Raw genomic sequence first — 14346 nt, forward strand, 5'->3', positions numbered from 1 at the left:
TCTCTATCAATAGAGATTGTATTTATGCTTGGATAGTCTACCGACAAGCTTTAGACTGTCAACACATTGATAATATCAAAAGTTTACATTTGGTTATTTTTAAACCACACCAAGAATGGAAGTTACTATGGATCTCGCCTTTGACCGCCAGCATATCTGGCATCCTTATACATCAACGTTGACACCTCTGACCTGCTACCCAGTCACCAATGCAGACGGCGTTTACCTAGAATTAGAGGGCGGAAAACGAATTATTGATGGAATGTCCTCTTGGTGGTCAACCATCCACGGCTACAATCATCCAGAGCTCAATGCTGCAGCTCACAGCCAAATCGATAAGGTTTCACACGTTATGTTTGGAGGTATCACCCACCAGCCTGCTATCGATTTATGTAAGAAACTTTTGAACCTAGCGCCAAATCATCTCGAGCACGTATTCTTGGCCGATTCAGGTTCAGTAGCCGTAGAGGTTAGTCTCAAGATGGCCCTTCAATACTGGCATGCTAAAGGGCAACCTCGTTCAAAATTCCTCACACTGAGAGATGGCTATCACGGCGATACTTTTGCGGCAATGTCAGTGACCGATCCTGATAACTCAATGCATAGTCTCTACAAGGGCTTTTTACCTGAACACGTCTTTGCCGATTCACCAAAAACTGGCTTTTGGGATGACTGGAACTCAAGTGACATCGATAGCTTTCGAGAAAAGCTAACGCTCCACCACAAAGAAGTGGCAGCTGTGATCTTAGAACCAATCGTTCAAGGTGCTGGCGGTATGCGCATCTACCACCCTGAATTCCTGAGACAAGTCCGCTTGCTGTGTGATGAATTTAACGTCTTACTGATCTTAGATGAGATTGCGACCGGCTTTGGCCGTACAGGGAAATTGTTTGCTTGCGAACATGCCGATGTTCAACCGGATATCTTATGCGTTGGAAAGGCGCTAACTGGCGGTTACATGACGCTGTCAGCGACGCTTGCGAGTAAAGAAGTCGCCGACACTGTATGTGGCGGTGAAGCCGGGTGCTTTATGCACGGGCCAACCTTCATGGGCAACCCTTTAGCTTGTGCAGTAGGTGCAGCAAGTTTGTCGATCATAGAGCAAGGTCATTGGCAAAATCAGACTCATCAGATTGAACAACTCTTTTCTGAGTTATTACCACCTCTACTCGAGCATGATCTTGTCAAAGATGTTCGCTGGTTGGGCGCGATTGGCGTTGTTGAGACACACACACCAGTCGATATGGAAACCATCCAAGCTCACTTTGTTGAACAAGGTGTTTGGATTCGCCCATTTGGTAAATTGATTTATATGATGCCTCCTTTCATTAGCAAACCTGAACATATCAAACAACTTGTTTCAGCCATTGAAAGTGCATTACAAGATAAGAACTGCTTTAAGTAAAAACGAAGTATACCCTTATCTTTCTTTGTTGGTTAATCTCATAAATTAAAAGGCCTTACGTGAACGTAAGGCCTTACTCTATTTTCGGTGATAGCTAATAATTTAACGTAATTGACTATCTTTACTTGCTCGACGATTAAACAATGAATGTCGATGTGCTGCATGCTCTAACATTGACTGGCATTCAATACAGAAACGTACGCCTTTTATCGTAAGTCGCCTTTGCTCAGGTATCTCACCACCGCATTCATCGCAATAACGTAAGCTTTCTCCGCCTTGAATGTTACCTCTAACTCGAGAGATCTCATCATCAATGGTGTTTTGAATTTGCTGGCTCACACTATCGTCACCAGCCCATCCTACGGCCATAAGCCCTCCTCAGTAATTGAACGAGAAAATCTATACCTACCGCGGTAAGAGCATATTATAACCACATTATCGACTTGCAATAATCGTCAGAATTAAGAAAACACTATTACGTACAGGTAACAAAGTTAATTATTTCTCACCATTGCCCCATTCTATAGGCAATAAAAAACCCAGCCTGCTGGCTGGGTTTTATTAGCAATCTAATGCTGAATCAGTCTAATTAACCGATGTGCGTTACGCCGCCCATGTATGGTTGAAGTACTGTTGGAATCGCAATACGACCATCAGCTTCTTGATTGTTTTCTAAGATAGCAACCATAGTACGACCGACAGCAAGACCAGAACCGTTTAGTGTATGCACTAGTTCAGGTTTCTTCTCGCCTTTACGACGGAAACGAGCTTGCATACGACGCGCTTGGAAATCCCACATGTTTGAACAAGAAGAGATTTCACGGTAAGTCTCTTGTGCTGGAACCCATACTTCTAAGTCGTAAGTTTTCGCAGAACCGAAGCCCATGTCACCCGTGCATAGAATCACTTTACGGTAAGGAAGCTCTAAAAGTTGAAGTACTTTCTCAGCGTGACCTGTTAGCTCTTCAAGCGCTGCCATTGAGTCTTCTGGCTTAGTGATTTGTACTAATTCAACTTTGTCGAATTGGTGCATACGGATAAGACCACGAGTGTCACGTCCGTAAGAACCCGCTTCAGAACGGAAACATGGAGTGTGAGCTGTCATCTTAAGTGGCAGTTCAGCCTCATCAGTAATCGTGTCACGAACCATGTTCGTTACCGGCACTTCCGCAGTAGGGATAAGCGATAGAGTCTTAAGAGGCACGTCACTTACTTGCTCAGTTAGCGGGCTTGTGTGGAACAAGTCTTCGCCGAACTTAGGAAGTTGACCAGTACCGTATAGGCTATCGTGGTTCACTAGGTACGGTACGTACATTTCTGTGTAGCCGTGCTCATCAGTGTGAAGGTCCAGCATGAACTGAGCAATAGCACGGTGTAGACGTGCGAATTTACCTTTCATCACGATGAAACGAGAACCAGAGATTTTAACTGCGCTAGCAAAATCAAGACCGCCAGACATTTCGCCAAGATCCACGTGATCTTTCACTTCGAAGTCGTAAGTCTTAGGTTGACCCCAACGAGAAACTTCTACGTTGTCGTCTTCATCTTTACCATCTGGCACTTCTGCGTCAGGTAGGTTAGGAATCGACATTGTGATCGTTTCTAGCTCAGATTGAAGCTCAGCCAATGTTACTTTAGCTTGGTCTAGTTCTGCGCCTAAGTTGCCTACTTCAGCAAGGATACGCTCAGCTTCTTCATGGTCGCCTTTTGCTTTCGCTTGACCAATGGACTTCGATCGAGAGTTACGTAACGCTTGCAGCTCTTCAGTTTTCATCTGAAGGGACTTACGTTTTTCTTCAAGTTCACGAATTGTCTCTACATCAAGGGTGAAGCCTCGACGTGCTAATTTTGCCGCTGTTTCATCCAGCTCAGCTCGAAGTAATTTAGAATCCAGCATTGCTAATCCTATGCTTTAGTTATTTGAATACTCAGTAGTTTGCTACTGAATCACTGCTAAACCCCTAAAATTGGTGCTATTTCAACCAATATCTAACGGTTTAATTTAAATTTTATGACTAGGTAACGATATCCAAAAAAGACTACTTTTCATAGCGTTTTTGTGGGCTTTTTGCGTCCAAATCCGCCAGATAATCTAGCTTCTCGCCAATTTTGGTCTCTAAGCCTCGTTTTGTTGGGAAATAGTATTGTGTATCGCCCATTTCTGGCGGTAAATACTTTTCGCCAGCCGCGTAGGCACCTGGTTCATCATGAGCATAACGGTATTCCTGCCCGTAGCCCATGTCCTTCATCAAAGTTGTGGGTGCATTTCTTAAATGATGAGGCACTTCATATTCAGGAAGATTGTGCGCATCCGTTAAGGCTTGCTTCCAAGCGGTGTAAACGGCATTACTCTTAGGTGCACACGCTAAATAGACAACCGCCTGAGCAATCGCACGCTCCCCTTCTGCTGGGCCAATACGCGTGAAGCAATCCCAAGCCGACATCGCAACCTGCATTGCTCTTGGGTCAGCATTACCAATATCTTCAGAAGCAATCGCTAATAAACGCCTTACGATATACAGAGGATCACAACCCGCCGCAATCATTCGCGCCGACCAATACAACGCGGCATCGGGATTAGAGCCACGAATCGACTTGTGAACGGCAGAGATTAGGTCGTACCATATATCACCCTTGTTATCGAAACGAGCAACCTTCTCGCCAGCCACCTCCGCTAACAACTGCAAGGTTATCGCTTTATCGCCCTTATCGTTGTCTTCCGCCATGTCATACAGCAGCTCAAGATAGTTGAGCGACATACGTGCGTCACCGTTGACCAGTTCAGCGAGGCGATCTAAGACGTTATCAGCAAAATCGGCAGACACATCACCCAACCCGCGCTGCTTGTCTTCAATCGCTTGACGAATGACGAGAGAAATATCCTCTGTATTGAGCGATGTCAATTTGTAAACACGCGCACGCGACAACAAAGCGTTGTTCAATTCAAAAGAAGGGTTTTCTGTCGTCGCGCCAATAAACGTAACCGTGCCATCTTCGATATGAGGTAGAAAAGCATCTTGCTGGCTTTTGTTAAAGCGATGGACTTCGTCCACAAATAAAATCGTTCTACGCCCTGCTTGCTTGTTCTCACGCGCTTTTTCAATGGCGATACGAATGTCTTTTACACCCGAAGTCACTGCTGACACGCGCTCGACTTCTGCATTGGCGTAATTTGCTGCCACTTCTGCCAGCGTGGTTTTACCGGTGCCCGGAGGCCCCCATAAAATCATAGAGTGGATATGGCCCGCCTCCAACGCTCTGCGAAGGGGCTTACCTGGACCTAATATATGCTGCTGACCGATATACTGTTCAACAGTTTCAGGTCTCATACGAGCAGCAAGGGGACGAAAATCTTCGTCCCCTGCAAAATCTAAGCTGTAATTACTCAATTGCAATCTCTTGATTCGTTGATGGCATCAATGCCTATCGACTTACTACCAAACGATCTGCCAGTTTGGATCAGTTTCTTTGGTCGTCGACCTCGACACCTTCCGGCGCCACAAAAGTAAAGCGGTCTGCAGCAGGTTTACCTAAGTCAACATTGTTAAAGGTAAACTCACCTTTTTGGCCGTCTTGTTCAATCACATTAAAGCCCTGAACAATGCCTTTCTCGGTGATATTAATCTGGAAATCGCCCTGATTAGAGTCCACAGCCGTTGGCGTTAGCGTAAATTGGTTACCCGTTTGCGCAACATTGTAGTTATCCCAATCACTTGCTTGGTTACGAGTCAGCAATACAAATGGCGTTTGCGATGTGGCTTGTTCTTGCCAGTAAATGCTCACTTGTTCAATGAACGGGCTGTAGTACCACAAGCTTTGACCATCAGAGACCAATAGGTTTTCATCAGGGAAAGTCGTTTCCCAACGGAACAAGCTAGGGCGTGCAATCTCTACTGTGCCCTCGCCTTCCATCACAACATCACCGTCAGGGCTGGTGACAACTTGTTTAAAGTCAGCGCTAAAACCTGCATTCAGCGACAAGCGGCTACTCAACTCTTCTTTCGGAGAAGCAAATACTGAGAAGCTCATAAATAAAAGTGCGAATACTTTTTTCATCAATAATCCTGTTAGAACATAAGTCGGTCATGTTTTGGTTTTGACCGACTGAATAGTTATGAGTTCCTATTGGAACTAATCTTTTGGTGGCGCTGGCGCCAAGACTTCTCGGTTACCGTTATGTCCTGGAGCACTGACAATACCTTGAGCTTCTAATTGCTCGACAATTCGTGCGGCACGGTTGTAGCCGATCTTAAATCGACGTTGCACACCAGAAACCGAACCTCGGCGTGAATGAACAACATGTTCGACAACTTGATCAAACAGAGGATCGACTTCTTCGTCGCCTTCCATCTTCTCACCCGGCAATAGTGTTTCTGGGGTTTGGTCGCCGTTCGTAATCTCTTCAATATAGTTTGGCTTACCGCGTGCTTTCCAGTTATTCACGACCGCATGTACATCATCATCAGATGCAAATGCGCCGTGTACACGAGTTGTGTGGCTTGAACCCGGTGGTAAGTACAACATATCACCCATACCAAGCAGTGACTCTGCACCACCTTGGTCAAGAATGGTTCGAGAGTCCGTTTTGGTTGATACAGTAAAGGCTACACGTGTCGGGATATTGGCTTTAATAAGACCCGTAATAACATCCACCGAAGGACGTTGAGTGGCTAAGATCAAGTGAACCCCCGCCGCACGCGCTTTCTGCGCCAAACGAGCAATCAATTCTTCAACTTTCTTACCAACTACCATGATTAAATCGGCGAATTCATCGACGACAACTACGATGTAAGGCAGTTTTTCCAATAATGGTGCTTCAGGGTCCATGCTGTCACCCGGTTTCCACAGAGGATCATGAATTGGGTGACCCGCTTCCGCAGCCATCTTCAATTTGTCGTTGTAGCCTTTAATGTTACGAACACCAAGTGCCGACATCAGTTTATAACGACGTTCCATTTCGCCAACACACCAACGAAGGGCGTTAGACGCATCTTTCATGTCAGTAACTACTTCAGACAGTAGATGTGGAATACCTTCATAGATAGACAATTCCAACATTTTCGGGTCAATCATGATGAAACGAACGTCTTCAGGCGATGCCTTGTAAAGCATACTCAAGATCATCACGTTCACACCCACCGACTTACCAGAACCGGTGGTACCTGCAACCAGTACGTGTGGCATCTTCGATAAATCAGCAATAACCGCTTCACCTGCAATATCTTGTCCTAGAACAACGGTCGTTGGTGACGTCGCTTCTTGGAACTGAGGGCTACCTACCACATCGGAGAAGAATACGGTTTGACGGCTCATGTTCGGCAATTCCAAACCAACATAAGGTTTACCCGGTATTACCTCTACGACACGCACTGCCAATGCAGAAAGTGAACGCGCTAAGTCCATAGAAAGACCAGAAATACGGCTCACTTTCACGCCAGGAGCCAGATCGAGTTCGAATCGAGTGATGACAGGGCCAGGGAAGATATCAACTACATCTGCCTTTATCTTGTAGTCCGCTAGCTTCGATTCAACAAGACGAGCAATCGCCTCTAGTGCATCGCGGTCAATAAAGGTTTCACGTTTTTCAGGGTGGAACAACAGCTCAAGTGTTGGCAATGGCTCGGCAGGTTTGGGCAAATTCACATCTTGCTGTACCAAGAACGGGTTTTGTGTCGCCGCCATATTCGCTTGCGCTTCAGATACCAGATTTTGGAATGCTGCTACATCTTGGTCTTGGTGCGCAGACTCATCTTCCGTGACCTCTTCCCATGGAAGATCAACAGCCTGCTCTTGAGCTTGTTCGTTAGCTTGCTCAAACTCCGCATTACCTTGTTGGGCGGCGAAAGGCTCTTGTTGCTCAGTATTAACATCTTCAATCGATACCGGTTGAAATACTGAAGCTTGTTCATCTTGCTCTTCCGCCATATCAAACGGAGATGCTTGTACAGAAGAATCGTCTTCGATTGTTTCTTCTGTTTCATTCGCTGGCGAAGCATATAAAGATTCAGGCTGAACGTCTTCTGCACCGAGTTCACTCTCGACTTCAGAGGAACTATCCGTTGCTGTTTCAGCACTATCAAAATCACTATGAGTTGGACTAACTTCCGCTTGCTCGTTTTGCATGTATTGTTGGTACGCAACCTGAGATTCATGTGCGTCAACTTGTTCCTGAGCCGCTAGATCATCTTCATACATTGCTGCATTTTCTAGCTGCTCTATCGTTGCATTCAACTGCTTCGAGCGCTCAATGCCCTCTTCCAAAGGCTCTTCTGGCTGTTGGTAAGTAGGAACTGCCGAGATCGACTGTTCTGGCTCAATTATAGCTTGAGGCTGAACCTGAGGTTGTTCATGAACAGAAGCATCTTGCTTAATGGCCGCTTCTATTGGCATATGAATATTATAATGGCGCTTCGGTGTTGCTGTATTGTCCAACGACTCTTCAGTCTTATCTGAAGAATCATTGGTTGCAGAGAAACTCATAGTGGGATCAAGCTGCTCTTGTTCTATTTGTTTAGAGCCTTCTATAGCACTGCCTTCTAGACCATTATCTTCTATAGCTGGAACATCGCGGTAGATAGGCGCGTGATTACGTTCTTCAATTAACTCGCGATCTGCTGATTCTGTTAACTGAGGTTCAAGCAGCTCTTGATCTTGGCCGCGCGCCTTATTAACGGCTGCCGTAAAGAATTTGATTGCACACTCGCCTAACCATTCAACGATACTTAACCAGGAAATGCCCGTTAATAGGGTAAAGCCAGCTCCCCATAAGAAAAGAAGAACCAACGTACTGCCCAGAACGTTCAGCGTTGGAAGTGCAAGACTTGTTAATACATCACCGACTACACCACCAGATGAAAAGTACCAAATATCATCGAAGTTGATATCCGCTAAACCACAGCTAGTAAGAATAAGGACAGTAAGTCCAAGTAAACGAGTACCCCACAGCATGAAATCGATCTGCTCATCTTCATTACGTTTACGGAATAATACCCACGCAGCAACCGTCACCAAGATAGGTAAAGGATAAGCTAAAGAACCAAACACAAAGAAAAGCGTATCCGCCAACCATGCACCTACGTAGCCTCCTGCATTTTGAATATCACCACCCCAAGCCGTTTGCGACCATGACGGGTCAGCAGGGCTAAAAGTTAATAACGCAACGGCAAGTAGAATAGAGAAGAGAACACCTAGAATTAGACTGCACTCTTTTAGACGTTGAGAACCACTTAAACGAGGAGACTGAGGCTCTTCACTCGTTTTAATGATTGTTTCTACTTTATTACTGCTCTGCTTGAACATAAACCAACTTAATAATTAAACGGGATAAAAACATCTCGAGCGGCAATAGCCGCTCGTTTCAATGAAACTACTGTTGATTTAACCATATCAAACAGAAAAACCCAATTCCAGAAAGCAAGAAAGCGGAACAAATGTCCGCTTTCTTTCATTTCACCAATTGTGATTAACGAGTTTTAATCACAAGTTGATTGGTTTGTTTCACTTCTTCCATTACAACGTAAGTACGAGTGTCGTTTACGCCTGGTAGACGAAGTAACGTATCACCCAGTAGCTTACGGTAAGCACCCATATCAGATACACGTGTTTTTAGAAGATAGTCAAAATCACCCGACACTAAATGACACTCTTGGATGTCATCCAGTTTCTGCACAGCGGTGTTGAATTGTTCGAACACATCTGGCGCACCACGGTTCAACGTAATTTCAACAAACACTAAAAGTGAAGCATCAAGGTACTGTGGGTTCAGCAATGCTGTGTACCCAGTAATGTAACCTTGACGCTCTAAACGACGAACACGCTCAAGACATGGAGTTGGAGAAAGTCCTACTCGTTTTGAGAGTTCAACGTTTGAGATCCGACCGTCTTTTTGCAACTCATTAAGAATGTTGCGGTCAATACGATCTAGTTCCTTGGACGGCTTCTTATAATTGTCTGCCATTTTTTATTCCACCTTATTACTTCCTTGCAAAAAAATATACTACAACTTTTTAATATTCGGTATCAAATTCTATCTAAACCTATCTATACTAGATATTAATTCGACAGAATTACCCTACACATAGATAAAACAACCAAAATAAAATAAGGAGTCAGGATGATCATTGGCGTACCTAAGGAAATCAAGAACCACGAATACCGCGTTGGTATGACCCCAGCTAGCGTGAGAGAACTAATCTCACACGGCCACCAAGTTTTTGTAGAAACCAATGCCGGTACTGGTATCGGTTTTTCAGACGATGATTACATCGCTGTAGGCGCATCCATTCTTCCTACTGCTGCTGACGTTTTTGCGAAAGCAGAAATGATTGTAAAGGTTAAAGAACCTCAAGCTGTCGAGCGAGCTATGCTTCGTGAAGGGCAAATATTATTTACCTATTTACACCTTGCACCAGATTTTCCACAAACGGAAGAGCTAATCAAGAGCAAAGCTGTCTGCGTAGCCTATGAGACTGTAACAGATAATATGGGTCGCTTGCCACTATTAGCACCAATGTCTGAAGTCGCTGGTCGCATGTCTATTCAAGCAGGTGCACAAACACTAGAGAAATCTAACGGTGGTTGTGGTCTTCTTCTTGGCGGCGTTCCTGGTGTTGAGCCAGCGAAAGTTGTTGTAGTTGGCGGCGGCGTTGTTGGTGCTAACGCAGCACGTATGGCTGTTGGCCTTCGCGCTGATGTAACCATTCTTGATCGCAACGTAGATACACTTCGTCGTCTTGATGAAGAATTCCAAGGTCGCGCAAAAGTGGTTTATTCTACTGAAGACGCTATTGAGAAGCATGTTCTAGAAGCAGACCTAGTGATTGGTGCAGTACTAATCCCAGGCGCAGCCGCTCCTAAACTTGTTACAAAAGATCACATCGCTAAGATGAAGCCAGGTTCAGCGGTTGTTGATGTTGCAATCGACCAAGGTGGTTGTTTTGAAACTTCACATGCAACGACTCATGCTGATCCAACTTACATCGTTGATGACGTAGTTCACTACTGTGTTGCTAACATGCCAGGTGCCGTTGCTCGTACTTCTACTTACGCACTAAACAATGCAACACTTCCTTACATTGTTAAGCTAGCGAACAAAGGCTACCGCGAAGCACTTCTATCTGATGAAGGTTTCCTAGAAGGTCTAAACGTAATCCACGGTAAAGTGACTTGTAAAGAAGTTGCAGAGAGCTTTGACCTCGAATACGTAGCGCCTGCAGAAGCAATCGCAATGTTTAACTAATGATGTAATGACTAACTGAACGCAATAACCTTCTCGTTGAAACGTTCAGTTAACTCATACACATTAAACAAAAAGCCAGTACGACATAATGTCGCGCTGGCTTTTTTGTATGTATAGCTTTTTTGTATTTATAACTTTATTTTGCATTCATAAGTTTAGATCGTAAAAACACGTACCAATGCTGTTTACCGCTAGCACTAGACTTTAACCCCATGAATCAATAGGTTTCTTGGCGTAATGTTGCGTTCGCAGAACTCTTCTATCGAAGCTTCATATCCTTGTTCTTGCAGATAGATGGCACGATCTAAAGCCAACCATATTTCTAATGGTCGTCTAAATACTTGCTGAACCAAACTCAGCTTTTCCATTTCCCAGAAAAGCGCTTCGCCTTGAATTAAATAAGAGTCAAAATCAATATCTGAACCCATCGATAGCTCTTTCACTTCAGATGCCCAGCAACAAAATGATTCAAAGCCTTCGGATAGCTCCGATTTCTTAATGCTTGGTACAGGAATGTACTCGTCGACACCAAGCTCACCCTTAAGTAGTTGGCTAAAACCCAAACGGTAACTCATCTCTAATTGACGGTGTCTCTTTACTCTTTCACCACCAGTGACGGTTTCTTGAAGCGGTATTCTTAAATCATTTTTACTTAGAGTTAATTCAGAGCTTTTCGCGACAGAAGACATAGCTTGGTAGCTTTCATCGCGAATAAGGTGGTAGCAACATGGAGAAATGGTGACTGCAGGAAGCCCATGTGAAACAGACTTTTTCACTAATTCGACATGAAGGTCACCACAAGCATGAAGAGCAACAGCATGTTGATTTGAGTTAAACACCCGATCTGCATCTTTTGAAAACGCGTCACCTTGAACAAAGTCCATCTCTAGTTTTTGGTCATCTGCAATCTTTTGTCCGCTTTCACATAACGATTGTTGCCATTCAAAGCTAGTGACTTTTTGATCTGATTGCTGAGATAAGATTCGACCGAGAAAGCCTTTGCCAGAGCACCATTCAAGCCACTCTTTACCATGATGGCCTTTTAATGAAGCCTCACCCATCGCGACGATTTGTTGCAGCTTTCTGCCGGGAATACCATCGGCAGTACCGCGCGGAAGATCAAGCCCAACTAAAGCCGAATTATCAAACTGGATGTGTTGATTGGCATTCCCTAACTCTGGGAGAAAACGCATAAGTTCCGAAAGCAGAACTTGAGGCTGTTCTTTTAACGTTTGAATGCGCTCAATACTCAAGCCATCTAACCAATCGACAAGTGGAAGGTTTACGCCTATCCATGGCTGATCGTGAGTTTGGCATAGGTGAAAAGGCTCTGAACGCCAGTAAATCTGGTGCTCTAGCAAAAATGAATCGAGTATTTTAAATCGTGAGTGCATGCTTCCCCCTATGGTGCGAGGATTGTAGGGGTAAGAGGCCAAAATGGAAAGGAACGTTACAAATTGAGGTTGTATAAAGACAACCTACCGGCAAGCAAACCACAAATGAGCTTAAATGAAAACGGCCTGTAAACAGGCCGTATTAGGAATCTAGGTAAGACTATGACCCTTAGCGAACGGGTAAGTCGATGTCTTTAAACATCTCTTCGATCTCTTCATTCGATTTCAAAGAAATAGCTTGCTCAACCACTGGGCGAGTTAGGTGCGGTGCAAAACGCTCCATAAAGTCAAACATGTAAGAACGCAGGAAAGTGCCTTTTCTGAAACCAATACTTGTGGTGCTAGCCCCAAATAGATGGCTCGCGTCAATAGCAACCAAGTCTGTATCTTGCTCGTGGTCAATCGCCATGCTTGCGATTACACCCACCCCTATCCCCATCCGAACATAAGTTTTAATCACATCTGCATCCGTCGCGGTAAACACAACACGCGGTGTTAAGCCTACTTTGTTAAATGCTGTATCAAGCTCGGAACGGCCAGTAAAACCAAATACATAAGTCACGAGAGAATAAGCGGCAAGATCTTCAATCGAGATATTTCGTTTCTGTGCAAGAGGGTGATCTTTCGTTACCACAATCGAACGGTTCCAATGATAACAAGGCAGCATAATTGCATCTTGATAAAGGTGCAGCGCTTCCGTTGCAATCGCAAAGTTCGCTGTCCCCTTAGCTACCGCTTCTGACATCTGGCTTGGCGTGCCTTGATGCATGTGAAGCGACACTTTTGGATAACGCGCCGTGAAACCTTTAATCACATCAGGGAGTGCATAACGAGCTTGAGTATGAGTGGTTGAAATATTCAATGTGCCCATCTCTGGATGAGTATGCTCACCCGCAACCGCTTTAATGCTTTCAACACGTGCCAAAATCTCTTGAGAGATACGAATAATATCCTCACCGGCTTGTGTAACCTGGGTTAAATGCTTACCGCTACGCTCAAATATTTGAATGCCTAGCTCGTCTTCAAGTAATCTAACCTGTTTACTTATGCCGGGCTGAGATGTGTACAAACTCTCTGCTGTCGCTGAAACATTTAGGTTATGGTTTAGAACCTCAACAATGTACTTCAGTTGCTGTAACTTCATATCTAACCTCGTAATCCTTTACTCATTTCTGCGCTAACTTATTTGCAAATAGAGCGTTATAGTCTCGTGTAATATAATTAATAGTTATAACGCTTCGAGAACTAAAATGACAGAAATATCGAGCTTTTAGAGCGTAACAAATAAAAATATCACTGACGCTTTGTAAGCCACTCCTCATTCTCACACATTAGTTAGTAAATTTTGATTGCCGATTGCGCTCAACAAGAGATAATCAAAAATTGTAATTTACAAGTGCCTATACACAATGGAATCGTGTATCCTCTCTAGTTAGCTATAGAAAACAATAAGCAGACACAAATATATGAATATTGGTTTAATAATCGCCTTGGTAGCCGTGCTTTTGGTGTTGGTTTTAGGCTACAACATCATGCTTCAATACAAAGTTAAGGTAGAAACAACGAAGAAACAGGAAGCTTCTCGTTATCTAACCATTATAGATGGAACAGAAGAGTTAATTGGCAATGCTCACCACATGCCGTTTAGCCAAGATCTTCTTATATGCTTAAACAATCGAATTCTTGATGCATTAGTTAATATGTATGAGCTCGATCCTAAAAATAAGCAGCTTGCCCAACGCATCGAAAGCGTAAAGCAACAAATCACTCAGCTTAAAGAGAACCACCAAGGGGGCGAAAGCACCGCTTTTCGCATGCCTAGTAGTGACAAACAAGCAATCATGATGCTTAAGCTAGTTAAACGCTTGCGTGACACGGTTCGTAACGAGCACAATAAAGGACGTTTTAATACTCAAGCTTTTGTGGTTGAAAACGCTCGCTTAGAAACAATCCAAATTCGCATCAACATCGAGAATGTTATCAAACGTGCAAATGACTCGATATCTCGTGGACAGCCTGGCACAGCAATTCAACTGTTGCGCAAAGGCATCGATGCATTAGCCACTAAAAACGACGCATACTCCAATCAAGCGAAAGACAAGCTACAACAGATGCTTGACGATCTTGATCAGAAGCGCCTAAATAAAAACGCAGAAGATTTACAGCAGATGGAATCGAAAGAGCGTGAAGATGACATGGATGCTCTATTCGGTCAGAAGAAAAAATGGTAACGCTCTAACTCAACACTTAAAGGCCGCTTTATTTAAATTAAATTAGCGGCCTTTTTTGTATCTGTGGAATTTCCTTTC

At 44.1% G+C, this 14346-nt stretch carries 11 protein-coding genes; 3 read left to right on the forward strand and 8 right to left on the reverse strand.

What is annotated here, in order from left to right; genetic code table 11:
• The first annotated feature begins 127 nt into the window (after positions 1–127).
• Positions 128–1405, forward strand: a complete 1278-nt coding sequence (gene bioA / locus Q5H80_RS09185; RefSeq protein WP_304564538.1) for an adenosylmethionine--8-amino-7-oxononanoate transaminase — start codon at positions 128–130, stop codon at positions 1403–1405.
• Positions 1406–1507: 102 nt separating this feature from the next.
• On the opposite strand, the gene Q5H80_RS09190 is transcribed toward bioA, so the two are convergent.
• The 6 genes from Q5H80_RS09190 to lrp form a co-directional block, all read right to left on the reverse strand.
• Positions 1508–1774 carry a DksA/TraR family C4-type zinc finger protein gene (locus tag Q5H80_RS09190; RefSeq protein ID WP_304564539.1) on the reverse strand — a complete coding sequence of 89 codons (267 nt, stop codon included), beginning with the start codon at positions 1772–1774 and terminating at the stop codon, positions 1508–1510.
• Positions 1775–1994: 220 nt separating this feature from the next.
• Positions 1995–3302 carry a serine--tRNA ligase gene (gene serS / locus Q5H80_RS09195; protein ID WP_004734554.1) on the reverse strand — a complete coding sequence of 436 codons (1308 nt, stop codon included), beginning with the start codon at positions 3300–3302 and terminating at the stop codon, positions 1995–1997.
• A gap of 142 nt (positions 3303–3444) precedes the next feature.
• On the reverse strand, positions 3445–4800 hold the full coding sequence (locus Q5H80_RS09200; protein WP_304564540.1) for a replication-associated recombination protein A: 1356 nt from the start codon (positions 4798–4800) through the stop codon (positions 3445–3447).
• A 64-nt stretch (positions 4801–4864) separates the two neighbouring features.
• Entirely contained in the window at positions 4865–5461 is a 597-nt protein-coding gene (gene lolA / locus Q5H80_RS09205; RefSeq protein ID WP_009848826.1) for an outer membrane lipoprotein chaperone LolA, read from the reverse strand.
• A gap of 75 nt (positions 5462–5536) precedes the next feature.
• Complete coding sequence (locus Q5H80_RS09210) at positions 5537–8704, reverse strand: DNA translocase FtsK 4TM domain-containing protein (protein WP_304564541.1); 3168 nt, start codon at positions 8702–8704, stop codon at positions 5537–5539.
• Between the two features lie 163 nt (positions 8705–8867).
• Positions 8868–9362 (reverse strand): leucine-responsive transcriptional regulator Lrp, encoded by a 495-nt coding sequence (lrp, locus tag Q5H80_RS09215; RefSeq protein WP_004734558.1) that lies wholly within the window; start codon positions 9360–9362, stop codon positions 8868–8870.
• A gap of 156 nt (positions 9363–9518) precedes the next feature.
• Here lrp and ald point away from each other — a divergent pair, with 156 nt between their 5' ends.
• The gene (gene ald / locus Q5H80_RS09220; protein ID WP_304564542.1) at positions 9519–10643 is read left to right on the forward strand and encodes an alanine dehydrogenase; all 1125 of its coding nucleotides are present in this window, start codon (positions 9519–9521) and stop codon (positions 10641–10643) included.
• A 197-nt stretch (positions 10644–10840) separates the two neighbouring features.
• On the opposite strand, the gene Q5H80_RS09225 is transcribed toward ald, so the two are convergent.
• Both Q5H80_RS09225 and cysB read right to left on the reverse strand, forming a co-directional pair.
• Positions 10841–12037 (reverse strand): methyltransferase, encoded by a 1197-nt coding sequence (locus Q5H80_RS09225; RefSeq protein ID WP_304564543.1) that lies wholly within the window; start codon positions 12035–12037, stop codon positions 10841–10843.
• A 169-nt stretch (positions 12038–12206) separates the two neighbouring features.
• Complete coding sequence (gene cysB / locus Q5H80_RS09230) at positions 12207–13181, reverse strand: HTH-type transcriptional regulator CysB (RefSeq protein ID WP_009848858.1); 975 nt, start codon at positions 13179–13181, stop codon at positions 12207–12209.
• Between the two features lie 322 nt (positions 13182–13503).
• Here cysB and Q5H80_RS09235 point away from each other — a divergent pair, with 322 nt between their 5' ends.
• The gene (locus tag Q5H80_RS09235) at positions 13504–14268 is read left to right on the forward strand and encodes a hypothetical protein (protein WP_009848859.1); all 765 of its coding nucleotides are present in this window, start codon (positions 13504–13506) and stop codon (positions 14266–14268) included.
• The last annotated feature ends 78 nt before the right edge of the window (positions 14269–14346 follow it).

Source organism: Vibrio sp. SNU_ST1 (genome assembly GCF_030563405.1).
GTDB lineage: Bacteria > Pseudomonadota > Gammaproteobacteria > Enterobacterales > Vibrionaceae > Vibrio.

Coding starts and splice junctions, on each gene's coding strand:
- bioA (WP_304564538.1), top strand. CDS start 128: ATGGATCTCGCCTTTGACCGCCAGCATATCTGGCATCCTTATACATCA.
- Q5H80_RS09190 (WP_304564539.1), bottom strand. CDS start 1,774: ATGGCCGTAGGATGGGCTGGTGACGATAGTGTGAGCCAGCAAATTCAA.
- serS (WP_004734554.1), bottom strand. CDS start 3,302: ATGCTGGATTCTAAATTACTTCGAGCTGAGCTGGATGAAACAGCGGCA.
- lolA (WP_009848826.1), bottom strand. CDS start 5,461: ATGAAAAAAGTATTCGCACTTTTATTTATGAGCTTCTCAGTATTTGCT.
- Q5H80_RS09210 (WP_304564541.1), bottom strand. CDS start 8,704: ATGTTCAAGCAGAGCAGTAATAAAGTAGAAACAATCATTAAAACGAGT.
- lrp (WP_004734558.1), bottom strand. CDS start 9,362: ATGGCAGACAATTATAAGAAGCCGTCCAAGGAACTAGATCGTATTGAC.
- ald (WP_304564542.1), top strand. CDS start 9,519: ATGATCATTGGCGTACCTAAGGAAATCAAGAACCACGAATACCGCGTT.
- Q5H80_RS09225 (WP_304564543.1), bottom strand. CDS start 12,037: ATGCACTCACGATTTAAAATACTCGATTCATTTTTGCTAGAGCACCAG.
- cysB (WP_009848858.1), bottom strand. CDS start 13,181: ATGAAGTTACAGCAACTGAAGTACATTGTTGAGGTTCTAAACCATAAC.
- Q5H80_RS09235 (WP_009848859.1), top strand. CDS start 13,504: ATGAATATTGGTTTAATAATCGCCTTGGTAGCCGTGCTTTTGGTGTTG.